The organism is Hyphobacterium sp. CCMP332 (assembly GCA_014323545.1).
Taxonomy (GTDB): Bacteria; Bacteroidota; Bacteroidia; order Cytophagales; family CCMP332; genus CCMP332.
In genome coordinates this window covers 1,814,182-1,838,073 of sequence record CP058647.1, presented here as the reverse complement: position 1 = coordinate 1,838,073, position 23,892 = coordinate 1,814,182, and the positions used below count along the sequence as shown (strand labels likewise).

19 protein-coding genes are annotated in these 23,892 nt (G+C 37.6%); 15 read left to right on the top strand and 4 right to left on the bottom strand.

The genetic code is table 11. From position 1 onward, the window contains the following. Position 1 precedes the first annotated feature (1 nt). From lipB to rpiB, 8 genes are read left to right on the top strand one after another with little or no spacing between them, the layout of a single operon-like run. Positions 2–724, top strand: a complete 723-nt coding sequence (gene lipB / locus HZR84_08100; protein ID QNL21900.1) for a lipoyl(octanoyl) transferase LipB — start codon at positions 2–4, stop codon at positions 722–724. 9 nt (positions 725–733) lie between these two features. Then, a complete protein-coding gene (locus tag HZR84_08095; GenBank protein QNL21899.1) occupies positions 734–2,266 on the top strand; it encodes an ABC transporter ATP-binding protein in 1,533 nt (510 codons plus the stop codon). A gap of 58 nt (positions 2,267–2,324) precedes the next feature. After that, a complete protein-coding gene (rnr, locus tag HZR84_08090; GenBank protein QNL21898.1) occupies positions 2,325–4,502 on the top strand; it encodes a ribonuclease R in 2,178 nt (725 codons plus the stop codon). Beyond that, positions 4,492–5,463 carry a polyprenyl synthetase family protein gene (locus HZR84_08085; GenBank protein QNL23219.1) on the top strand — a complete coding sequence of 324 codons (972 nt, stop codon included), beginning with the start codon at positions 4,492–4,494 and terminating at the stop codon, positions 5,461–5,463. Before rnr ends, HZR84_08085 begins: the two co-directional genes overlap by 11 nt. Next, a complete protein-coding gene (locus HZR84_08080; GenBank protein ID QNL21897.1) occupies positions 5,464–6,084 on the top strand; it encodes a rhomboid family intramembrane serine protease in 621 nt (206 codons plus the stop codon). Between the two features lie 56 nt (positions 6,085–6,140). Then, positions 6,141–7,412: a serine hydroxymethyltransferase gene (locus HZR84_08075; protein ID QNL21896.1), complete on the top strand. Its 1,272-nt coding sequence runs from the start codon at positions 6,141–6,143 to the stop codon at positions 7,410–7,412. Continuing rightward, entirely contained in the window at positions 7,413–8,249 is an 837-nt protein-coding gene (tatC, locus tag HZR84_08070) for a twin-arginine translocase subunit TatC (protein ID QNL21895.1), read from the top strand. It begins immediately after the preceding gene. Then, on the top strand, positions 8,239–8,673 hold the full coding sequence (rpiB, locus tag HZR84_08065) for a ribose 5-phosphate isomerase B (protein QNL21894.1): 435 nt from the start codon (positions 8,239–8,241) through the stop codon (positions 8,671–8,673). Before tatC ends, rpiB begins: the two co-directional genes overlap by 11 nt. Here rpiB and HZR84_08060 read toward each other — a convergent pair. Beyond that, entirely contained in the window at positions 8,670–10,070 is a 1,401-nt protein-coding gene (locus tag HZR84_08060; GenBank protein QNL21893.1) for a hypothetical protein, read from the bottom strand. The two genes, rpiB and HZR84_08060, sit on opposite strands and share 4 nt — an antisense overlap. A gap of 73 nt (positions 10,071–10,143) precedes the next feature. On the opposite strand from HZR84_08060, the gene rbfA reads away from it, so the two are divergent. From rbfA to HZR84_08045, 3 genes are all read left to right on the top strand, one after another. Next, a complete protein-coding gene (rbfA, locus tag HZR84_08055) occupies positions 10,144–10,509 on the top strand; it encodes a 30S ribosome-binding factor RbfA (GenBank protein QNL21892.1) in 366 nt (121 codons plus the stop codon). Next, the gene (locus HZR84_08050) at positions 10,506–11,735 is read left to right on the top strand and encodes an ABC transporter permease (protein QNL21891.1); all 1,230 of its coding nucleotides are present in this window, start codon (positions 10,506–10,508) and stop codon (positions 11,733–11,735) included. The genes rbfA and HZR84_08050 overlap by 4 nt, the downstream gene beginning before the upstream one ends. A gap of 62 nt (positions 11,736–11,797) precedes the next feature. Next, complete coding sequence (locus HZR84_08045; protein ID QNL21890.1) at positions 11,798–14,719, top strand: DEAD/DEAH box helicase; 2,922 nt, start codon at positions 11,798–11,800, stop codon at positions 14,717–14,719. A gap of 5 nt (positions 14,720–14,724) precedes the next feature. Here the strand turns inward: HZR84_08045 and HZR84_08040 are convergent, their stop codons facing one another. The 3 genes from HZR84_08040 to HZR84_08030 are packed head-to-tail and all read right to left on the bottom strand — an operon-like array spanning position 14,725 to position 16,727. Further along, on the bottom strand, positions 14,725–15,840 hold the full coding sequence (locus HZR84_08040) for a glycosyltransferase family 2 protein (GenBank protein ID QNL21889.1): 1,116 nt from the start codon (positions 15,838–15,840) through the stop codon (positions 14,725–14,727). A gap of 1 nt (position 15,841) precedes the next feature. Continuing rightward, positions 15,842–16,450, bottom strand: coding sequence for a recombination protein RecR (gene recR / locus HZR84_08035; GenBank protein ID QNL21888.1), 609 nt, complete (start codon positions 16,448–16,450; stop codon positions 15,842–15,844). A gap of 1 nt (position 16,451) precedes the next feature. Next, positions 16,452–16,727: an ATP-dependent Clp protease adaptor ClpS gene (locus HZR84_08030; protein QNL21887.1), complete on the bottom strand. Its 276-nt coding sequence runs from the start codon at positions 16,725–16,727 to the stop codon at positions 16,452–16,454. Between the two features lie 66 nt (positions 16,728–16,793). Here HZR84_08030 and HZR84_08025 point away from each other — a divergent pair, with 66 nt between their 5' ends. From HZR84_08025 to HZR84_08010, 4 genes are all read left to right on the top strand, one after another. Next, positions 16,794–18,239 carry a sodium:solute symporter gene (locus HZR84_08025; GenBank protein ID QNL21886.1) on the top strand — a complete coding sequence of 482 codons (1,446 nt, stop codon included), beginning with the start codon at positions 16,794–16,796 and terminating at the stop codon, positions 18,237–18,239. Next, positions 18,236–19,498, top strand: a complete 1,263-nt coding sequence (locus tag HZR84_08020; GenBank protein QNL21885.1) for an endonuclease/exonuclease/phosphatase family protein — start codon at positions 18,236–18,238, stop codon at positions 19,496–19,498. Before HZR84_08025 ends, HZR84_08020 begins: the two co-directional genes overlap by 4 nt. An 87-nt stretch (positions 19,499–19,585) precedes the next feature. Then, positions 19,586–21,688 carry a hypothetical protein gene (locus tag HZR84_08015; GenBank protein QNL21884.1) on the top strand — a complete coding sequence of 701 codons (2,103 nt, stop codon included), beginning with the start codon at positions 19,586–19,588 and terminating at the stop codon, positions 21,686–21,688. A gap of 8 nt (positions 21,689–21,696) precedes the next feature. Continuing rightward, positions 21,697–23,865, top strand: a complete 2,169-nt coding sequence (locus tag HZR84_08010) for a T9SS type A sorting domain-containing protein (protein QNL21883.1) — start codon at positions 21,697–21,699, stop codon at positions 23,863–23,865. Positions 23,866–23,892: the final 27 nt, after the last annotated feature.

The following is a 23,892-nucleotide window of genomic DNA, read 5'->3' as shown; positions in this document are numbered from 1 at the left end:
TTTGAACAATCAAGTAGATCTCATAGATTTAGGCAAAATGCCTTTTAAAGAAGCCTGGGATATTCAGGAAAATCTTTTAGCCAGGAACATTGAAATAAAAATTTCTAATAAGAGAAACTCACTAAGTCAAACCACAAAAAATTACCTTTTAATTGTTGAACACCCTCATGTTTATACACTTGGTAAAAGCGGTGATCCAAAAAATCTTTTGCTTAGTGAAAGTGAGTTAAAACAAAAGAAGATCGATTACTTTCCCATAAACAGGGGCGGTGACATAACCTACCACGGGCCGGGGCAGATAGTGATATATCCTATTTTTGACCTTGAAAATTTTGAACCCGATTTGGGTAAATATTTAAGAACCCTTGAAGAAGCGGTAATACTTACATTAAAAGAGTATAACATAGATTCAGGTCGAATTCCAGGGCTAACTGGCGTTTGGCTGGATTACAAAAACAACAGTCCAAATCCCAGAAAAATTTGTGCCATCGGCATTAAAAGCAGCAGATGGGTAACCATGCACGGTTTAGCCTTTAATATCAATACAGATTTAAATTACTTTGACAATATTATTCCTTGCGGAATTGATGACAAAGCAGTAACGAGTCTGGCCAATGAGCTTGAAGAGGATTTAAATATTGATGAAGTAAGAAAGAAATTGGTATTACAATTAAAAGACCTGTTTCAATTTGAATATAATTTTGCAGAAATACCTGTTCTTTAGCTTCATTTTATGCATAGTAAAGACAGCCTTTTATCTGTTAAAAACCTAAGTGTCAGATACCATCCTGATACACTTGCTGTTAACAATATAAGCTTCAGCATCAAAAAATCTGAGATTTTAGCCTTAACCGGAGAGTCGGGTAGTGGAAAAAGCAGCCTGGCGTTTGCAATTCCACGTTTGCTTGCAGATTCTAATATTGAAGGAGAAGTATTATTTGATTCTAACATTTACAATAAAATTGATCTGCTTACCTGTGATTCGAATAAATTAAGTCAAATTCTGGGAAATGAAATTTCAATGGTTTTTCAGGATTCCCTTTCCTCATTAAACCCCGTTAGAAAATGCGGTATTCAGATTCAGGAAACTTTAGAAAAGCATCAAAAAATAACGTCATCTGAGTCAAAGAAATTGGTCCTGAATACTTTAAGTTTATGTCAATTGAACAATGTTGAAAAAGTTTATAATTCATATCCCCATGAATTATCAGGTGGGCAAATTCAAAGAGTAGCCATTGCCATCGCAATTATCAATAAACCAAGTTTATTGATAGCAGATGAAATTACAAGCAATTTAGATTCCCCTACACGCGATGAAATTTTGAATTTGCTATTAAAGATAAAATCAGAATTGTCACTTTCTATTCTTTTTGTATCACATGATATCAAAATACTGCAAGATTTCTCTGACGAAATAATAGTATTAAATAAAGGAAATCAGGTTGAAAAAGGACCCGCAACAAATATATTGTCTGAGCCTGAAGAAAAATATACCAAGTCCTTACTTTCAAATTCCGTTTTTAATAAAGCGATACAAAAAACAAACACTAATTCATCCATTCTTAGCGTAAGTGGACTTGAAATCATTTATAATCAGGGTCAATCCTTTTTTTTTAACAGACAAAAATCATTTACTGCTGTTGATCGAATATCTTTTAAATTAAAAAAGGGAGAAATTCTTGGTTTGGTTGGCAAAAGTGGAAGCGGAAAGACCAGTATTGGAAAAGCTATTGTAAAATTAATTAAGTCGAAGAGCGGTTCTATAAAATTTTATGATACCCCTATTTCCGACTTGGATGGAAAAAATCTGCGTAATTTGCGAAAATCAATCCAGATAATATTTCAAAATCCATCCGCTTCCCTTGACCCGCGAATTAATATTGGTTATTGTCTTAAAGAACCATTTTTAAGTCATGACTTATTAGAAAAAGGTGAATCAGTTGATGATAAGATAAAAGAGCTATTATTATTGGTTGGTTTGGACCAAAGCTTTGCTAAGCGACTACCGGATGAGCTTTCAGGAGGGGAAAAACAAAGGGTTTGCATTGCGAGAGCCCTTTCATTGCGCCCTGAGATATTAATTTGTGATGAAGCTTTATCCTCCCTTGATGCCAATATTAAAAGAGGAATTCTGGATTTATTGGGTTCACTTAGAGAAAAGAAAGGTTTAAGTATTTTGTTTATAAGCCATGACAATGATATCGTAGAATATTTCTGCGATAGGATACTTCGATTGGAAAATGGTAAAATTATCTCAGAACAATAAAGAGCATATTTCATTATATATTTTGCTTTAAAAGAATTGGCTTAGCTTTGCATCAAACATGAACAAAAGAAAAAAACAGTCCAAAAAAGGCAATTCTGAATCCAATCAGAATAAATTTTCAGCCTCACAATACGCCAATCAAATAATGCACCTTTTGGATTTACATCCGGGCAGGGCATATACGCTTAAGCAGGTTCAGCAGCATTTATATGCAAGAAATAAGAGAGATAAAAACAATGTAGAAGCCACATTGCACCAACTTGTTCAGCAGGGCAAAATAGAGCAATTCAGAAAGCATTTTCAAAGCAAATCAGCGTCTGTAAATATGACCGGTAGAGTCGATCATGTAAGCCCACATTTTGCCTTTGTCATTCCCCTGGAGGGAGATGAAAATGATGTAATGATCCGAACACCGGATTTGAACGGCGCAATTGATGGGGACATCGTAAAAATCTCAATATTTCCCGGTGCGAAAGGAAGAGATGGAAGGAAAGCTGGAGAGGTTAAAGAAATAATAGAGAGAAAACATACCGAAATTGTCGGAAGTCTGGAATTATCCGAAATGTACGGATTTGTAATACCAAACAGCAGGAAAATTTATGAGGATATATTTATCCCGGGCAATAAACTGGGAGATGCCAAAGAAGATGACCTAGTCATTGCCGAAATTACCAGGTGGCCAGAAAAAGCAAATAAAAATCCTGAAGGCAGGATAAAGAAGATTCTTGGGAAAGTAGGTGAAAACGATGCTGAGATGCATGCTATCATGCTGGAGTTTGGCCTGCCTTATGAATTTAGCAAGGAAATATTAAATATCGCTGAGCAAATTCCTGAAAGCATTCCTGAATCTGAAATAAAAAAACGCAGGGATTTTAGGCCAATTACCACTTTTACAATTGACCCCGCAGATGCCAAGGATTTTGATGATGCGCTTTCCATAAGAACACTAGAAAATGGAAATTTTGAAATCGGTGTGCATATTGCCGATGTTACTTATTTTCTCAAAGAAGGCAGTATTCTTGATAAGGAGGCTTATAAGAGAGCCACTTCTGTGTATTTGGTGGATCGCACCGTTCCAATGTTGCCGGAAAAACTTTCCAACAATTTGTGTTCATTAAAACCGAAGGTTGACCGGCTTTGCTATTCTGCTGTATTTGAGATGGACAAAAACGCGAAAGTTTATAATAAGTGGTTTGGAAGAGCAATCATTCATTCTGACCGGCGATTTTCATATGAAGAAGCCCAGGAATTAATTGAGGGGAAAAAGGGCGATTATTTTGAAGAGATAAATACACTAAATAATCTTGCTCTAAAACTTAGAAAAAAACGTTTTGATGAAGGCTCAATTGCTTTTGAATCCACTGAAATTAAGTTTGACCTTGACGAAAATGGAAAACCCATTGGACTGATTCCCAAAGTTCGAAAGGAAGCCCACAAAATGATTGAGGATTTTATGTTGCTCGCAAACAAAAGTGTGGCAGAATATATACATAATTTCAAAGGCACCAATGGTCAATATACCTTTGTCTACAGAACGCACGATTATCCCGATCATGAAAAACTTATGAATTTTGCCGCTTTTGCAAAGAATTTTGGCCATAATATCAACATCGAAGAGCAGGGCTTATCCAAAACTCTGAATAAGCTTTCGCAAGAGGTAGAAGGCAAGCCGGAACAAAATATATTGCAAAGTCTGGCCATTCGCGCCATGGCCAAAGCCGTTTATACGACAGCGCCTAATGGGCATTTTGGACTGGGTTTTCAGCACTACACGCATTTCACATCGCCCATCAGAAGATATCCCGATGCCATGGTTCATCGTCTCCTGGACAATTATCTCAACAATGGAAAAAATCCAAATCGAGCCGAATTGGAAAAGAAATGTGAGCATTCCTCCGCGATGGAAAAATTGGCATCCGACGCCGAAAGAGCATCCACCAAATACAAACAAATAGAATGGATGCAGGAAATGGTTGGTGAAGAATTTGACGGGATTATTTCAGGAATGAATGATTTTGGAATTTATGTTGAATTGGTTGAAACCAAGTGCGAAGGCATGATAAGAATGCGTGACATAGAAAGTGATTACTTTGAATTACAGCCCGAAAAATTCAGAATTGTAGGACAGAAGAGCGGTAAAATCATAAAATTCGGTGATAAAATAAGAGTGAAAGTGAAAAGTACCGATATCAATCGAAGAACCATGGATTTACTAATAGCTGATGATGGAAATTAATGCGCTTCAGAATCAGATTAATGATGCTTTATCGAAAAGAAATTTTGGTGAAAAGCCAAATGAGCTATATGAACCTATACGCTATTTTACCGGACTCGGAGGCAAACGGCTAAGGCCTATTCTAACGATTCTCAGTCATTATCTTTTCAGCGAAGAATACCTCGAGTCTTTTGAGCCTTCTTTGGGTGTGGAGCTTTTTCACAATTTCACGCTACTACACGATGATATAATGGACGAAGCGCCCTTGCGCAGAGGAAAAGCCACAGTTCATGAAAAATGGAATAAGCATATCGCCATTTTATCAGGCGATGCCATGCTTGTTAAAGCCTATCAATCCATTTCTGCGGTAAACAAAGACATATTGCCCGCTGTATTAAATGCTTTTAATAAAACCGGTCTGGAAGTTTGCGAAGGCCAGCAATACGACATGAATTTCGAGTCGAGAAATGATATCAGCGTTGATGATTATCTCGAAATGATTCGGTTAAAAACAGCAGTGCTACTTGGATTTAGCCTGGAACTTGGAGGGATAATTGCTAAAACCGATCAGGAAAGAATCGAGCAGTTGAGGAGTATTGGCATCAATGCCGGAATGGGATTTCAGCTCAAGGATGATCTTCTGGATGTATTTGGGGACCAGGAAAAAGTAGGAAAACAAGTTGGTGGCGATATTATCTCAAATAAAAAAACCTTTTTGCTATTGAAAGCACTTGAATTGGCCAATAGTTCTCAAAGAAAAGAATTGGATAATTGGTTGTCATTGGAATCATTTAATGAAACTGAAAAAGTTGAATCTGTAAAAAGAATATTTACCGAAATACAAATCGATAAAATCACGCAGGAATTGGTCAATAATTATTTTGACAGATCCATTAACTTATTAAAATCGTTTACGGTATCTGAATCGCGTAAACAACCCTTATTGAGCTTCCTTCAATCCTTAATGAAAAGGGATTCCTAAATGGTGACATACATTTTAATTGGAATTATAGGCATTGTTAGCTATGTCGCTTTTCAAAACCGCGAGTTTCTATCCAAACTTGTTTTTAATCCTTATTTGGTAACTGAGCGGAATGAGTATTACCGCTTTCTGACATCCGGATTTGTTCACGGTGGCTGGACTCATCTAATATTCAACCTCTTGACATTTTTGTTCTTTGGAAGAAACGTTGAGTTTGTATATGTCTCAAAATTTGGCCTGGTAGTCGGAAGTATAATTTTTGTCCTTCTTTTTTTAGCAGGGGTCATAATCTCAGAAATTCCTACTTTTCTTAAACACAAAAATTTTCCGGGCTATAACAGTTTGGGTGCTTCCGGAGGTGTCAGTTCAATATTGTTCATAAGCATATTATATTTTCCATTGGAGAGTATTTGTCTTTACGGAATCCTTTGTCTCCCAGGTTTTATTTTGGGTATACTTTATTTAATCTATTCCGCCTATGCCGACAAACAGGCAGCTGATAATATTAATCACAGTGCGCATTTTACTGGTGCAGCTTTTGGGATCATTATTGCGGTTTTAATTGAACCTAAAACACTGCTGTCATTTGTAAATCAAATTATGGAATTCAGAATATTCTGACGCCTTTTTAAATTCCATAAAGCATGCTAAGTTTGCATTCCTCAAAGATCAACCACATGCAAGACAAGCTAATATTTGACCTGATTCACAAAGAAAAAGAAAGACAAACGAGTGGCATTGAATTGATTGCTTCCGAAAACTTCGCAAGCGAAGAAGTGATGAAAGCAATGGGTTCGGTTCTTACAAACAAATATGCAGAAGGCCTTCCCGGAAAGCGCTACTATGGGGGTTGCGAAGTCGTCGACGAAGTTGAAAATATTGCGAGAGATCGTGCAAAAGAATTGTTTGGCGCGGAATGGGTCAATGTACAGCCTCATTCAGGAGCACAGGCCAATGCTGCTGTAATGCTAGCCTGTTTAAATCCCGGGGATTCCATACTTGGATTTGATCTCAGCCATGGAGGCCATCTAACGCATGGATCACCTGTTAATTTCTCAGGGAAATTGTACAAACCAAATTTTTACGGTGTAGAAAAAGAGACCGGGTTAATAGATTGGAATAAAGTTATCGACAAGGCCAGAGAGGTAAAACCTAAAATGATAATTTGTGGTGCCTCTGCCTATTCCAGAGATTGGGACTACGAAGCTTTGAGAAAAGCAGCCGATGAAAATGGTGCATTGTTATTGGCAGATATTTCACATCCCTCAGGTCTTATTGCAAGGGGACTTCTGAATGATCCGTTAAAGCACTGTCATATTATTACCACAACGACTCATAAAACCTTAAGAGGTCCAAGAGGTGGAATGATCATGATGGGCAGTGATTTTGAAAACCCCTTTGGATTAAAAAGTCCAAAAGGAAATTTAAGGATGATGTCATCCTTATTGGATTCCGGAGTATTTCCGGGCACACAAGGAGGCCCTTTGGAACATGTCATTGCCGCCAAGGCTGTTGCCTATGGTGAGGCTTTGAGCGATTCCTACCTAAGCTATATCAAGCAAGTGCAAAAAAATTCACAAGCTATGGCAAAAGCTCTTGTAAATAAGGATTATCAAATAATTTCAGGAGGTTCTGATAATCATCTAATGTTAATAGATCTTCGGAATAAAGACATTACCGGCAAGGAAGCAGAAAATTCACTCATTGAAGCTGATATCACCATCAATAAAAACATGGTTCCTTTTGATGACAAATCACCTTTTGTTACTTCAGGAATGAGGTTGGGAACTGCAGCTGTTACAACGCGCGGTCTGATGGAAAATGATATGGAAAAAATCGTTAAATATATTGACAGGGTTCTTGTATCAAGAAATAATCCATCCGAGTTAAAGTCAATCAAAAAAGAAATCAACGATTGGATGAACAGTTTCCCACTTTTTAAAGCTTAAATGAGCAAAACATTAGATCAGGAAAAGGAACTTTCATTTGTTGAGCATTTGGAAGTACTACGTTGGCATTTGATCAGAGGTGTCGCGTCCATTGGTGTTTTTGCTATTGTTGCTTTTTTATCGAAAAGTATAATTTTTCATCATATTGTTCTGGCGCCCTCAAGAATAGATTTCCCCACCTACAAGCTTTTATGTAAAATGGGATATTGGTTACAGAAGCCAGAAGTCTTATGCATCGAGGAGCTTCCATTTATTTTGCAGAACAGGGTAATGACCGGCCAGTTTACCATGCACATACTCGCCTCGGTAGTGATCGGATTAATCCTTGCTTTCCCGTATTTCTTTTGGGAAGTTTGGCGATTTATCAAACCGGGATTACACAAAAAAGAACAAAGTGCCTCCAGAGGGGCGGTATTTTCTGTTTCCTTTTTATTCATTTCAGGTATCCTTTTTGGTTACTATATTATTTCCCCGCTATCAATAAACTTTCTTTCTAATTATTCCATTGACCCAAGCATACAAAACGAAATAGATATAACTTCCTTTGTCTCAACAATCGCCATGATTGTACTGGCCTGCGGCATAATGTTTCAGTTGCCGGTAGTCATGTATTTTTTGACCAAAGCGGGCCTTGCCGGACCCTCGAGTTTGAGAAGTTTTAGAAAAATGGCCATTGTAATTATTTTAATTGTATCCGCCATTCTTACACCTCCTGATGTTGTTAGTCAAATTTTAATTGCAATGCCTCTGTTCCTTCTTTACGAATTGGGTATATTTATTTCATGGATGGTAGTGCGAAAAGAACGTAAAAGAGAATTGAAAAAAGATGGAAATTAAACTTGGAATCGGTAGTGACCATGCCGGTTACGAATACAAAAAGGCAATTAAGGCCATGCTTGAAAAAAAAGGCTATGAAATAATTGATTATGGTACCCATTCCGAAGAGTCAGTGGATTATCCCGATTATATTCATCCAATGGCCAGCGATGTAGAGAAAAATAAAATTTCTTATGGCATAGCCATATGCGGAAGCGGTAACGGAGTCGCAATGACTGCAAATAAACATCAGGACGTACGTGCAGCCCTCTGTTGGAATCCCGAATTAGCCGGTCTGGCCCGCCAACACAATGATGCAAATATGATTTGTTTGCCCTCTCGATTTATCAATGTGGAAATGGCCAAATCCTGTGTTCTTTCTTTTTTAAGTGCTGATTTTGAAGGGGGCCGACATCAAAGACGCGTGGATAAAATATCCTGCTAATCTGCTGTTCTTATAAACTCCGAAGGACTTATTTTCCTGTAAGTTCTAAATACCTTTAAATCAAAATCGCGGTATTTCTCAAAATAATCATGCGGGTCTATAACATGAGAAGGGGCTTCCTTCATAAAATAATCGTGCAGTGATGAAATTTTCTGATTGCTTAATTCTTTCTTAAAATATCTTTGAGTATATGGGTGAAACAAAAATGGGCCTGAATATTCATTTTCATACCAATAACCGAACTCATTGTTCAATACAGCTATCTTTTTCTCTTTATGCTCTGTTTTGACTTTTACAGCTAATCGATCAATGTTAATGGCATTTGGATTAAAAAACGCTTTATAGGTAAATCCAAAATTGATGACAACAAGCAAAATTAGTAAAGCGTTAAAAATCAATTCATTGATTCCCCTTCTCCTGAATGACAAATAAAGATGTGAAACATACAATGTCAAAATGGGCAACAGAATATAAAAACTTTTTATACTCAGCTCTTTTGAAAAGAAAATTACAGGGATAGAAAGGGGGATAAGCCAAAGAAAAAAAGCATTGAAACTCACCTGATAATTTAAGAATCGCAGTCGGATCAGGCTTTGGAAAAAACTTATAATAAAAAGCAATACCGGTATACTTAAAATTATAATGTACTGGGTCAGGCTTAAATAATTATTATAAAATGGAACAAACAGTTCTGATAAATAGTAAATCCAAAATTCAGAAAATGCCCCCCTGAGGTAAAAGTACAAAGCAGTGGAAATCAGTGGAAAAACCACTCCAATTATAAAAAGTGAAAAGCGCTTTCCATTCATGACAAATACGAATGGGAAATACAAAAGCAGGAAAAAAAGTATCCATATCATTGCCCCGTTGAGGAGTAAGGTAATGGAAAATACAAATCCTATTGTAAAAAACTTTTCGTCCTCAGCGCCAAATCGAATCTGCTCTAAAATTAAACTGAACATAAAAAGAAGCGGGAACATGGCCAATAATTCAGGTCCAAGAGCGAATTGTTCGACCAGAAGGGATCCATAAAATATATAGAATACAGCAGGAATATAGCTGCGTTCTTTCAGCGCATCCAATCGATTCAAAATGGAATTAAAATAAATAGCCTGTAAAAACAGGAGGACAAAACCAAAAATTTGAAAAGCAATAAAACTGCGGCCAAACAATTCTCCTATTAACTGAAGAATTAATGCACTCAATGGGGAAGTAAAGTGCCAGACTTCAGCATAAATCAATCTCCCCTCCGATAATGCTTCAGACAGCAAGCGGAACTCAAAAACCGTTTCCAATACCGGTATTCCCTTAATCCAAAAGGGAAGACGAATCAATGCCAGGAATATACCTAAAATAATGACCCTCGAAATATCGTTGATCCTGAAAAAAGAGAGCATAGCGCGAAATACCTTTATTTTCGTGAATAAATCCTAATTTGCATCGGGAATATTAAAAAAGGAAGCAGAAGGCATGGACAGCAGGCGTCAAAATAAAGTCAATCGTTTATTACAAAAAGAGATTTCAGAGTTTTTCCAAAGAAACGCTCACTATGGAAATGGGGCTTTAATAACAGTTACTGAAGTAAAAATTACATCCGACTTGAGTATTGCAAGAGTTTATTTAAGCCTAATTGGTACAAAAAACCCACAACAAGTAATAGATAAGGTGGTTGAAAAAACAAGCAGCATTCGCGGAGAAATCGGCACTTTAATACGAAATCAATTGCGTAAAATTCCCGAATTCCATTTTTTTCTTGATGAAACGGCGCAGTATGCCCAAAACATAAGTAAAATCATCGATAACCTGGATATACCTCCGGAAGACAATGAATCATGAAAGCAGCCTGGTTTATTGCAAGACGCTACTTTCTAAGTAGAAAAAAGCAAAATTTTATAAACATTTTGTCTTTTATAGCCCTTTTTGGAGTTGCATTGGGCACCATGGCTCTGGTTGTAGTATTATCAGTTTTTAATGGATTAGAGGGTCTGCTTCGATCTCTCTTTGGCAGTTTTGATCCCGACCTTCAAATTGTTGCGGCTGAAGGTAAAACATTTGACTATGATTCTGACGTAATTTCCGAGATAGAGAATACCAAAGGAGTTGCATTTGTTGTACGAGTAGTTGAAGACAATGCTTTGATTAAATTTCGAGATAATCAGAGTGTTGTTCGAATAAAAGGTGTTTCCTCCAACATTATCGAAAGAGAAGATCTCAAAAAAAATATTGTGGAAGGTGCTTTTCTTCTCGAAGTCAACAGCAACCCAAAAGCTATATTGGGAAGAGGCATACAGTATAAACTCGGGGCACCACTAGGCGATGGTTTTTTACCATTACAGGTCATTTACCCCAGAAACCTAAAGCGATTATCCCTTAATCCTGAAACGGCCTTAACTTCAAAAAACATTTCTGCGGTGGGTGTATTTGCTTTAGAGGAATATTACGATAATAATTATGTATTCGTCCCTCTCACATTCGCTGAAGATTTATTTGGTTTTGAAAGCAAGTTGACTTCCATGGAAGTCCTTCTCGAAGAAAATGCATCACTTTCGGAAATTCAAAATCAAATTCGAAGCATTGTAGGTAATAAATTTTTAGTTAAAAATTCAGATGAGCAGCACGAAGCCCTTTATAAAGCCATTAAGGTGGAGAAATTATTTGTCAACCTGGCTTTTATATTTATTCTGATCATAATTTCCTTTAATATCTTTTTTGCCTTATCCATGCTGGCGCTCGAAAAGAAAAAAGACATCTCCATGCTCTTTGCCATGGGAGCTTCAAGAAAAACAGTTTCCAACATTTTTCTCATAGAAGGCATGATTATCGGTTTAAGTGGAATGTTATTGGGATTGGTAATCGGTTATATTTTATGCTATGGGCAGGAAAACTATGGATGGGTATCCATGGGACTTGAAATGGCTGTTGCCGATGCCTACCCTCTGGAAATACATTGGATGGACTTTTTCAGCACGGCATGTGTTATTAGCTTCATTACATTTCTATCAAGTCTGAACCCCGCCATTCTCGCCAGGAAAAGTCAAAGTTTAAAAGCACTTTACACTTAAAATAAAAATTACAATTTTCGAATTGGGCGTTTTTAAAAAATACATAGTTTTGTTGTTTGCCCATGAAAATTTCGCCCCAAAATTCTTTTAAAGTCATCTATTCACTATACCAGCATGAATTCCTTGGGCATTTATTTGAATCTTATATTGTAGAACTCGATCAGGAGGGCCGCTTAAGTTTAAAACACCAAAATATTTCGAGTCAAAATGCGGAAGAATTCAGACATGGGCTGGATGAGATAGATTATGAGCTAATCGAGCTCATGGATGTGATGAATCAGGAGACCATTGTTCGAAAGTTTTATCACAAACGTGTAGCTCCGGCGGAGTTTTTTCTCAAAGTTTTTAATAAGGAAAAGGGAGACAAGCCTTTGCAGCAGGCCATTGCAGAATTTTTAGATGAGCGCAGGGCTAAAATATTAAAACTGCTAAAAGATAAACTGGTCTTTGAAATGGGCAATGACGGTGAGCCTACGGCCAATCCTTTGGCGGTTATGAAGGAAAAAGCAACGGTGCTATTTCATTTTAGAAGAAACGAAGACAATACGCATTATTTCCCAACCATAAAGCATATGGGTGAAAAATTGGAGTTTCAGTACAAAGGAGCCCAAATTCTTTGCAAAAAACCGGCATGGATGCTTTTGGAAAATAACATTTACAATTTTGAAAAAAATGTCGACGGGAAAAAACTGATCCCCTTTCTCAATAAAAAATTTATAGTCATCCCTAAAAATCTGGAGGACGACTATTATAAAAAATTCGTGGCACCGCTGGTCGCCAGTTATGATGTATATGCCAAGGGATTTGAAATAAAAGTGGAAAGAGACCAACCCCGAGCTGTACTTTCTATTGCGGAATTTGAAGATTCATCGCCGAGTATGGATCTTTTTCAGAATTCAAATGGCAAAGAAAATTATAACAGTAAATTTTTGCTTCAACTGAAATTTCGCTACAATGACTACGAAATAAATGGAGATGAAAAGCAAAGTAAGAGCGTTAAGCTGAGCAAAGAAGGGGAGCAGTTTACCTTTCATAAAATCATGAGGAAGTTCGACTGGGAAAAAGAACGTCTGGAACGATTACTTCGACTCAATTTGCCGCTTAAAAACTACAAATGTCTGATGCCAAAGAGCCAGTTTCTGGCTTGGTTAAATCAGAATAAAGAATTGCTAATGGATATTGGCTTTATCATACAGCAGACTAAGAAAGATGAAAAGCGATTCTTCTTTGGTAACTCGAGTCTGGATATAGACATTTCTGAAAACAACGACTGGTTTGACATACGTGCCAAAGTGCAATTCGGTGACTTTGAGATTCCTTTTATTGAGCTAAGGGAACATATCATGAGTAAACGCCGGGAGTTTCGTTTGCCAAACGGAGAATATGCAGTAATTCCGGAAGAATGGTTTTCCAATTATTCCGAGCTTTTTACCTTCATTGATAAAGAAAATGGTTCCGGCATTACACTTAAAAAGCATCACTTATCGCTGGTTAATGAAATGCAATCCGGAAACCTCGCCAAGGTTTCCATGAGCAAAAAACTTCAACAACTTCGCAGTTTTGAGACCATTGAAGAATACGAATTGCCCGAAGGATTTAAAGGAAAACTCCGCCCTTATCAAAAAGCTGGATACAATTGGTTGCGTTTCCTAAATAAGTTCAGATTTGGTGGGTGTCTGGCTGATGATATGGGCTTGGGAAAGACCATTCAGACATTGGCTCTACTGCAATCTTTAAAAGAAAATGAAGGCGGAACATCCATTTTGATTTTACCAACATCCCTAGTTTATAACTGGATGCTCGAGGCCAAAAAATTTACGCCAAAACTAAAGATTCACCCTTATGTGGGAACCAATAGAAATAAAGACATCAGTCGTTTTGGAGATTATGATCTCATTTTGACTTCGTACGGGATAACACGAATTGATAAGGACATCTTGAAAGAATTTTACTTTAATTATATTATTCTCGATGAATCCCAGGCCATTAAAAACCCTAGTTCCAATATCTTTCAATCGGTGACGGACTTAAAGTCTTCCTTTAAGCTGACGCTTACAGGTACACCCCTGGAGAACAGCTCCTTGGATATCTGGTCGCAGATGACCTTTATAAATCCGGGACTACTTGGAGAGCAAAAGTTTTTCAAAAATGAATTCTTAATTCCCATTGAAAAAAATCAGGATGAATTAAAATCGCATCGCCTCTATACCATTATTAAGCCATTTATTTTAAGACGACATAAATCGCAGGTGGCCAAAGAGCTGCCACCCAAAACTGAAAACGTAAAATATTGCGATATGACGGCCGAGCAAGAGAAGAAATACGAAGAGGCCAAATCCTATTACAGAAATCAAATTTTAAGTCATTTTGAAACACATGGAAATGGAAAATCACAAATCGTGTTATTGCAGGGTTTATCTAAATTGAGGCAACTGGCCAATCACCCTTCTATGGTCGATGACATGTATTCCGAAGATTCGGGTAAGATGGAAACTCTACGGCACATGATTGAATCCGCCGTCCTTGAAGGGCATAAAATTTTAATTTTTAGTCAATTTGTAAAACACTTGTCGATTGTAAGGAAACACCTTGATAAATATGCCATTTCTTACGCCTACCTGGACGGTACCACCAAAGACCGCCAAGGCCAGGTAGATCTTTTTCAGCAAAATGAAGATATTAAAGTATTCCTCATTTCCTTAAAAGCAGGAGGAACAGGCTTAAATCTCACCGCAGCAGATTATGTATTTTTATTGGATCCCTGGTGGAATCCGGCCGTAGAATCTCAGGCCATTGACAGAGCTCATCGCATTGGACAGACACAAAATGTAATGATCTACCGGTTTATAACAAGAAATACCGTAGAAGAGAAAATTCTTAAACTTCAGAAAAAGAAGAAAAAATTAGCCGAAGAACTAATTACTACAGAAGAAGGTATGATGAAATCTCTTAGTAAAGATGATATAGAATCCCTTTTAACCTAAGGATTTTAATAGGCCCCAAAGAATTTGCCCATTTCTTCGTTCCAAAAAATAACTTTTTGATCATCCGGTTTTAAATCAAGTAATTCTATGACTTCGCTGTATCCGGTGTAGTCCACATCGATGATTATCAGCTCGGCTTTTCGAAGTTCAATTTCCCTGGCCTTGTTCTGAAACTTTTGCAAACTCAATTCAAGTTTTAGACTCTTATTTCCTACAATATGATAAGATTTAAATCCAGATTTGCCAGAAGGCTTTTTCTCTGGTATTTGTCCTTTTAAATAGCCCAGGAACATTAAACCCCAAATTGCCGGAAAGAGAAGCGCATTGATTATTTGATGGTGGAAATTTCTGAAATGCTTTTTCCTAAAAATCCACATGGTTTTATAAAACCAATAATAATACCACCATGCTTTTTTATTGGTGCTTTCCCCTTTAAAATGCACCATCGTTTCTTCGCCAAGATATCTGACCGAATAGCCCGCTTTTTTGATTCGATATGAAATATCGATGTCTTCGCCATACATGAAATAGTCAGTATCAAATTGCTGTAGCTCTTTTTCCTTTACATTTAAAAACATGCAAGCTCCCGAAAGGACCTCTACTTCTGCACTTGCTTTTTCCGGAATATTTCCCATTCTGTAAGATGCGAAAAGCCTGCTTTTTGGAAATAAACTGCTTAATCCCAAAACCCTCGAAAATGAGGACCAAAGTCCCGGTACCGATCGCTTTGATTCGGGTAAAAAAAGACCCATCCCATTGATCATTCTCAATCCAATTGCTCCTATTTTTGCATCGCGATCAAATAATTCCAGCGATGAATCAATATTCCTTTTAGAAACAATAGTGTCGGGATTTAAGAATAAAATTCTTTTGGACTTCGCTTCCTTTAAGCCACGGTTATTGGCCTTGCCAAATCCGAGGTTTCGTTCGGAAGCAATTAATACAACTTCGGAAAAATGTTCGCGTACCCAATTTACAACGGGTTCTGTACTAGCATTATCAACAAGAATAATCTCAGATTGTATATGATCAGTAGCTTCGATGAGCGATCTGAGTGTCAGGTCGAGATATAACAGGGCATTGTGAGAAACAATGATAACTGAAAGCTGTTTTTCAGCCATATCAGTCGGTTCTGTAAGTCATTCTTTGAGAAATACTTCTGGCGAGCGTAATTTCATCGGCGTATTCTAATTCCCCACCGATTGGTATCCCTCTGGCGATGGAACTCATTTTGACATCATTATCTTTCAATTTCTTTGAAATATAAAAAGCTGTGGTATCAGCTTCCATTGTACTGCTGAGTGCAAATATAATTTCTTTTATAGCCTCTTCTTTCACTCTTTTAAGCAAAGAATCTATATTCAATTCATTAGGGCTTATGCCTTCAATAGGAGAAATAATTCCTCCCAAAACATGATATAAACCGCGATATTGGCCGGTATTTTCAATGGCCATGACATCCCTTACGTCCTGTACTACACAAAGTATTTCTGTATCTCTTCCAGGATTGGCACAGATTTCACAAACATTTTTATCTGAAATATTGCAGCATTTCTCACAATAGCGAATTTTTTCACGCAATTCCTGTATGGATTCTGATAGCGCCTGAGATTGTGACTTGTCCTTTTTTAAAAGATGTAAAACCAATCGAAGGGCAGTTTTACTTCCAATTCCCGGAAGCCTTGAAAATTCTTCTACGGCTTTTTCAATTAGACGGGATGGGTATTGCATACTAGATTACCTCCGCAGATATTCCTCTGTCGCAAATTGCATTTCGCATAGGAATAAGTTTTTGCTCATTCCCTTTTTTAACACTGCATTTACCATTGTAATGAATGATCCAGGTGCATTGTTCGGCCTGTTCTGCGCTGTGTCTACAGATTTTTATAAGCGTTTCAATCACATGGTCAAAAGTGTTAAAATCGTCGTTGAATACAATCAGATCACGGTCAAGGTCTGTACCGACTTCTTCCAGAAGTTCAATTTCTTCTTCCTTATGATTATGCATAGAAGTTGAATTGATTAATTTCACGCAAAATTATAAAAAAATCCCCGCAATTATCATTTTGAGCAAATGTCACCAGGATTAGTTTTTTTCATAATCGCTTCGTATTTCCTCCTATTGATCATTTTGGCTCGTTTAACTGCCGGAAAGGGAGATTCTGATTCTTTTTTTACTGCCAATAAAAACTCCCCCTGGTATTTGGTGGCTTTTGGAATGATTGGTGCTTCGCTCTCTGGAGTGACGTTTATTTCAGTACCCGGTTGGGTGGGATCGTCCAATTTTAGCTATATGCAGATTGTCTTGGGCTATTTGGTGGGTTATTTTGTAATTGCCAACGTTCTTTTATCCATTTATTATAAGCTTAATCTTACCTCTATTTATACTTACCTGGAATCCCGATTTGGTTTTTTTAGTTATAAAAGCGGTGCTGCATTTTTCCTTTTGTCCAGGACCATTGGTGCGGCTTTTCGTCTTTACCTTGTTGCAATGGTCTTGCAAATATCTCTTTTTGATGCCTGGGAGGTTCCTTTTATGGCAACTGTGGCCATTACCATCCTTCTCATTTGGGTGTATACTTATCGCGGAGGAATAAAAACAATCGTATGGACGGATACCTTGCAAACCCTGTTCATGTTAATTGCTGTTTTTGTAAGCATTTATGTGATTTCAAACGATCTTAATATTGATTTAACCTCACTACCTGGATTTATTGCGGATCAGGAAATGTCCAGAATTTTTGAGTGGGACTGGAATAGCTCTCAAAATTTCTTTAAACAGTTTTTTGCGGGCACATTCATTGCCATTGCCATGACCGGGCTCGATCAGGACATGATGCAGAAAAATCTCACCTGCCGCAATTTAAAAGATGCCAAGAAAAACATGTATTGGTTCAGTTCGAGTTTGGTATTTGTAAATCTACTCTTTCTAATACTCGGGCTTTTACTTTACAATTACACTGATTTTCATAGCATTTCCCTTCCGGAAAGAAGCGATGACCTATTCCCGTTTCTGGCTGTTCATCATTTTCCAACTTATGCCGGAATTATCTTCCTGTTGGGAATGACGGCCGCAGCCTATTCCAGTGCCGATTCAGCCCTAACCTCCCTTACTACATCATTTTGTGTTGATTTTTTAAACTTCAAAAAAATTGATGACGAAAAGCAAAAACGCAAAATCAGGCTTAAAACTCACCTGGGTTTCTCTGTATTGCTTTTTATGGTAATAGTCGTCTTCAGAATTTTAAACGATGACACCGTTATTAGTGCCATTTTCAAAGTGGCCGGTTATACCTATGGCCCAATTTTGGGTTTATTCACTTTCGGCATTTTTACGCGTTATTCAATCAAGGATAAATACGTACCAATAGTGGTTTTAATAAGTCCGGCTATATCATACTTTTTGGATCACATGTTGCCCATTTGGTTTGAAGGTTTTAGCCTCGGTTTTACGGTTTTGATAATTAATGGGGCCTTTACATTTTTAGGGTTACTTTTGCTTAAAAATCGAAGGCCTTGAGATTAATTATTTTACTCCTTTTTGTTTCAAATATTTCCATCGGACAATCCATCGACACAGCCCGGGTGATGCAATACAATATTCTTTTTTACGGAAGTAATTCAGGGGGATGTTCCAATTCCAGCGCTGCCATGGCTATTCAGGATGCCGCATTTAAAAAGATAGCCCATAGCACAAAACCCGATATTCTCGGCATCAATGAAATGGCCAATAATTCGCTTTATGCGGATAGGATTTTGCAAAATGTTTTGAACACCAATGGAGTCAATTACTATCAAAGAGGACAATACAGCAATACCGCCGGGTCAGAAATTGTGAACATGTTTTTTTACAATTCACAAAAATTTGGCATTGCCTCGGAAGAAATCATTAATGGCGTTTTGAGGGATATTAATCTGGCCCGCTTTTATTATAAAGACCCGCTTTTGGCTCAGGGAGCAGACACGGTTTTTCTTACGATAATCAATGCACATTTAAAAGCGGGCTCAACGGGTTCAGATCAGAATACGAGAGATCAACAAACTCAAAACATAATCAATACGCTTGTATCAAAAGGAGTGCGGGATAATTATTTGGTGATGGGTGATTTCAATTCACGTTCGAGCAATGAAGCAGGTATTCAAAATTTATTGAACCCTTCCGATCCAAAAGTAAAATTCATTGACCCCATCAATAGTCTTGGATTCTGGAACAACAATTCAAGCTTTGCCCCCATTCACACGCAATCTACCTATACCAGCAGTGGCTGTGGTGCAGGTGGCGGAATGGATGATCGTTTTGATGTGATCTTTGCCTCGGAATACATCATGGGAGATTCTGCGAACATAGAATATATCCCGGGCACTTACACTGCTTATGGCCAGGACGGAAATCGATTTAACAGCTCCATCAATGCAGGAACGAATTCAGCTGTTCCGGATTCCATTGCCGATGCCTTATTTGACCTCTCCGATCATTTGCCTGTTTATCTTGATCTGGAAATTGAAAGTACGGGTATGGTGGCCCTTTCAAAAAGTACAATTAAGGATGAGGTAAAACTGAGTTCAAACCCCATTGACAATGAAATTAAATTGAGTTTTTTAAGTCGAAAAAATTACAGCATTCAGATCAACACTATTCAGGGAAAAATAATTGGTGACTATCGAATAAATGATGCTCAGACCTTAGCATTACCCTTTAATGAAGAAAGTGGAATTTATATTTTAAGCTGGATAAGTGAAGATGGAAATTGTGGAAAAATTAAAATTCTGAAAAAATAACTTTTTCATAATAAAGGAAATAGATTCCCTGCTTACTTTTGTAGTCCAAAGCACATGCGATCATTCTCACTTTTTATATTGACTTTCATGTCCGTAACATGCTATTCTCAGTCTTTCGAGGAAAGAGTAACGGAAGTATGCAATGTAGGTCTAACAATCAATAATCTTGGAATGATTGGAAATGCCTTTAAGGGCGATTTCAATTTGATCGGCTCTCCTTCTGCTGAATTTCCGCTTAATTCAGGTGTAGAACATGCATTTCAAGGTGGTATTTGGATTGGGGCATTGCTTAACGGAAATCAGGTCGCTGTATCCACCGCTTATTCCGATGCACCCAATGGCTACACAACAGGGGCGCCTAATTTTGAAATGACTGCGGAGGTCGGTTCCGGTATTACCGAAAGATCCAACGAAGTCAATAGTCCATTTTATTCACCAAATGCCGTTTCACAACAGGATTTTGTTAGTTATTTTACTGATAAAAATATAACGGTTCCCGGAACGGACAATACCCAAATTAGTGGTCACGATAATCCAATGGGATTGGAGGTTAAATACGAGGTATATAATTGGAATTTCCCTTTTGCTGATTTTTTTGTGATTCTTGATTTTCAAATTATTAATAACGGAAATAATACTTTGGATTCGATGTATGTTGGGATCCTTGTAAATGGTGTAGTCCGCAATGTAAACCTTACTCCACCGGGTGGAAGCGTTTTCTATTCTCAAGGTGGAAATGGTTATCTTGACTCATTATACATGAGTTATGATTTTGATGCAGCCGGAGATGTGGGTTTTTCTGATTCTTATCAGGGTGAAAAGTTTTTAGGTGCTTCTGACAAGGAAGGCTTTAAACACCCTTTAATAGATCCTAATTTTAAATTGCATTATTCTTCCTGGTTTTTTAGAAATACAAACAGTCTGTTTTATTCTTTTCCGGATACAGAGCAAAAACGCTATCAAAAAATGACACAGGGATTAAATCAATTACCCTGTTTTTACGATGTAAATGATCCCGATTGTCAGGCCAATGGCGGAACGAGCTCGGGGAAATCGTATTGGGAAGAGTTAAGAGAACCCGGAAACAGGTCAAATCTGATTTCAGTTGGTCCATTTGCTCAAACTTTACCGGGTGATACTGTTAATGTAGCCTTTGCCATGGTGTATGCGCCAATGGTAAAAACAATAAATAGCTCTGAAACGCAAAACCTTGATTTGCCCGAAGAAAGAGTGCAATTTGTTACGAATGCAGGATGGGCTCAGACGGCATTTAATGGAGAAGATGCCAATTTTAATGGAGTTTTGGATGAAGGAGAAGACCTTGATCAAAACGGAAAAATCACAAGGTACATCTTGCCCACTCCTCCCGATATTCCAAATACTAAAATCGAGTCAGGAGATAATTTTATAGACATCTACTGGACTGCTAATTCTGAAACGTCGATTGATCCAATTTCTCAGGAGATGGATTTTGAAGGTTACAAAATTTACTTATCTAAATTGGGATTTGATGTAGAGAACCAAAGCAATGTTCAGCAATCTTTAGTGTTGTTTAAGCAATATGATATTAAAGACAATCAAATATTTTTTGACAATGGTTTTGATAGTATAAGGCTTGATTCTCCGATTCAGTTTGAAGGAGATACCAATCAGTATTTCTACAGATTAAGAATTGATAATATTCTCAATGGCTGGCAATACGCAGTCAGTGTAACCGCTTTTGACAGAGGGGATAAGGAAAACGGTATAAGCTCTTTGGAATCAAGTGCATTAGGAGCTCTAAAGCGTGTTTATCCGGGTACGCGTGAAAATCCTGATATAGAAAAAAAAGATCCCTTTGTTTACCCTAATCCCTATTATGCCGGCGCATCCTGGGAAGGGCCAAGTATTTTTGAAGAAGATAGAAAATTAAACTTTGCCAACCTTCCGGCAAAATGTGTGGTGCGAATATTTTCCAATGCAGGTGATTTGGTCGATGAGTTCAGACATGACGGCGCCTATGATGGCAGTGATATCAGATGGTACGATACTTATTCTGCCAGCAATCAAACTGAATTTTCCGGGGGTGAACATTCCTGGGATTTATTGAGCAAAGACAATCAGATAATTTCAAGAGGACTCTACCTTTTTTCAGTAGAAGACCTTGAAACAGGAAAAACTTTTAACGGACAATTTGTAATTATTAAATAATCAATCTTATGAAGCGATTTTATCTACTATTATCAATTTTGACATTCAGTGTTTTGAGTGCCTTCTCACAGCCCTTTCCTTTACTTACTATTCAGCAGGTTCAGCAGGTTCCAAATGATAGTCTTGGGACTACCACTACTGGTGATTTATCACCATATAATGGAGATACAGTAACAATTCGTGGTGTTGTAGTTACACCTCCGGGCGTTGGAGTTTCAAGTTCAACACAAGGAAGATGGATTTGGATACAGGATGGAAACGGCCCTTGGTCCGGAATTAATGTCCGTTATTCAAATTCACAAAGCGTTGGGGCTACTACTCCGGATGATATGCTCAATGTAGTACCTGGAGATTCTGTTGAAATTACCGGAGTCATTAGTGAATTCTTAAATGAAACTCAGATTGACCCGCTTCCAAGTGGAGGGTTTGCCATTTTGACCGGTGTTAGTGGTTTAAGACCTGTTCTTACAAATAAATACTCCGATCTAAGTGTATTTCAATTAAGTAATCCTGCTATACCAAGCTCGGTATCCGGAGAGCCGCTTGAAGCTTCGTTTGCAGAATTTATTGGCGTTGAAGTAACCAATGTTGTAGCAACTTCTACAGATATTCGCTTTACGGTAAAGGATGCTAACAATAATGAGGTAGAAGTTTATGATACATATACGGTACAACAACCATCTGTAGTATCCGGAAATAATCAAATTCCATATCCTCCATTTAATCCGCCGGTAATTGGAGATATTTTTGACACGCTAAAAGGAATTATTGATGGTAGAAATTTTGGAAACTCACCACCATATGCCATTGCTCCTTTTGATACAACTCATTATGTATATGGGCCTTCTGCACCCAAAATCACTAATGTATTTAGGAATATTCAGGTGCCTACCGATGCAGATCAGGTAACAGTAACGGCAACAATAGCGGATAATGGTGGTTCAATTGTTGGCGTTCCTCAGTTGTTTTATGCTTTTGGAGAAGCCAATACAAACTTTACGCCGGTAAGTATGACCTTTACCGGATCAAACAATTTGTATACTGCAATTATACCGGCAGCATCTGATGGCCAAATGGTAAAATACTACTTACAAGCAACTGACAACGATAACAATACTACATCTGTTCCAAGCGCTGGGGCTAATGATAAAAAGTTTTTTTACTTTGTTCGTAACACTGGTCTGTTAACTGTAAGGGATTTACAATATACCATTTACAATGATGGGGAATCCGGTTATTTAGGCGAAACCGTAACTGTTCAGGGAGTTGTTTCTGCTTCTATCGCCGATGGTGATTTTGAAAGTTTTAACTGGATTCAAGATGTCAATGTAACGGAATGGGGTGGAATTAGAGTTGCTTTTGGTGGTGGAAACCCTCAAAACTTTTCAAATACACCCAAAGGTGAATTAGTTCAGGTAACCGGAATAGTTCAGGAAAGCTTTGGTTTTACTCAAATTGAAGTTCAGGATGATGCTGATTTTACAACAGTTACAACGGTTGGTGCGCCAGCACCTATCGAAAAAGATCCGGGAGATTTTACTTCTTATAGTTTAGCAAATGAAAAATATGAAGGTTTGTTGCTGAAGTTTGTTGGTACAAATCCAGGCGACAGTGTTTACATAGTTGAAGATAATGCAGATGCTCCAAGTGATTTTGGAGAATTTAGAGTTGGCTTGGATAAGTTTAATCCAAATAATGGTTCAAGAGTATTGGTCGGACGTGGCGGAGGATCAATAAATGTTTCCTTTACAACGCCTAATGTACAGCTCGATCCAAATTACTCCATTACTCAAATCCCGGTTGAAGTTGGTGATAGGATGACGGGTTTAACGGGAGTCATGTATTACTCATTTGGAAACTTCAAATTGCTACCCAGAAGTAATAGTGACTTTGAAAACAATAGTATTACAAGAATTGATAGAAATGAAGTTGCTGATAGAACCTTAAAAATCTATCCAAACCCAAGTTCAGATGAATTGAGCCTGGTTTCTGCTTTTGATAATAAATCATATCAGGTTGAAATCTACAATACACTTGGACAAAAAGTTTGGGAGAATCAAGCTAATGGAAAACTGAGCAAATTCAATCTTAGAATGATGCAAAATGGCCAGTACATTATGAAGGTAATGGAAGAAGGTAATTTTATTGAGTCCTTCCAATTGATTATAAATAGATAATTTAATTTCCCCTTTCCATTAAATCAT

Excerpts from the sequence above, each read along its gene's own strand:
- recR (QNL21888.1), bottom strand. The coding sequence starts at position 16,450 with ATGCAATACCCATCCCGTCTAATTGAAAAAGCCGTAGAAGAATTTTCA.
- HZR84_08010 (QNL21883.1), top strand. The coding sequence starts at position 21,697 with ATGAAGCGATTTTATCTACTATTATCAATTTTGACATTCAGTGTTTTG.
- rbfA (QNL21892.1), top strand. The coding sequence starts at position 10,144 with ATGGACAGCAGGCGTCAAAATAAAGTCAATCGTTTATTACAAAAAGAG.
- HZR84_08085 (QNL23219.1), top strand. The coding sequence starts at position 4,492 with ATGGAAATTAATGCGCTTCAGAATCAGATTAATGATGCTTTATCGAAA.
- HZR84_08050 (QNL21891.1), top strand. The coding sequence starts at position 10,506 with ATGAAAGCAGCCTGGTTTATTGCAAGACGCTACTTTCTAAGTAGAAAA.
- HZR84_08030 (QNL21887.1), bottom strand. The coding sequence starts at position 16,727 with ATGCATAATCATAAGGAAGAAGAAATTGAACTTCTGGAAGAAGTCGGT.
- tatC (QNL21895.1), top strand. The coding sequence starts at position 7,413 with ATGAGCAAAACATTAGATCAGGAAAAGGAACTTTCATTTGTTGAGCAT.
- rnr (QNL21898.1), top strand. The coding sequence starts at position 2,325 with ATGAACAAAAGAAAAAAACAGTCCAAAAAAGGCAATTCTGAATCCAAT.
- HZR84_08045 (QNL21890.1), top strand. The coding sequence starts at position 11,798 with ATGAAAATTTCGCCCCAAAATTCTTTTAAAGTCATCTATTCACTATAC.
- rpiB (QNL21894.1), top strand. The coding sequence starts at position 8,239 with ATGGAAATTAAACTTGGAATCGGTAGTGACCATGCCGGTTACGAATAC.
- HZR84_08095 (QNL21899.1), top strand. The coding sequence starts at position 734 with ATGCATAGTAAAGACAGCCTTTTATCTGTTAAAAACCTAAGTGTCAGA.
- HZR84_08080 (QNL21897.1), top strand. The coding sequence starts at position 5,464 with ATGGTGACATACATTTTAATTGGAATTATAGGCATTGTTAGCTATGTC.
- HZR84_08060 (QNL21893.1), bottom strand. The coding sequence starts at position 10,070 with ATGCTCTCTTTTTTCAGGATCAACGATATTTCGAGGGTCATTATTTTA.
- HZR84_08075 (QNL21896.1), top strand. The coding sequence starts at position 6,141 with ATGCAAGACAAGCTAATATTTGACCTGATTCACAAAGAAAAAGAAAGA.
- HZR84_08015 (QNL21884.1), top strand. The coding sequence starts at position 19,586 with ATGTCCGTAACATGCTATTCTCAGTCTTTCGAGGAAAGAGTAACGGAA.
- HZR84_08040 (QNL21889.1), bottom strand. The coding sequence starts at position 15,840 with ATGGCTGAAAAACAGCTTTCAGTTATCATTGTTTCTCACAATGCCCTG.
- HZR84_08025 (QNL21886.1), top strand. The coding sequence starts at position 16,794 with ATGTCACCAGGATTAGTTTTTTTCATAATCGCTTCGTATTTCCTCCTA.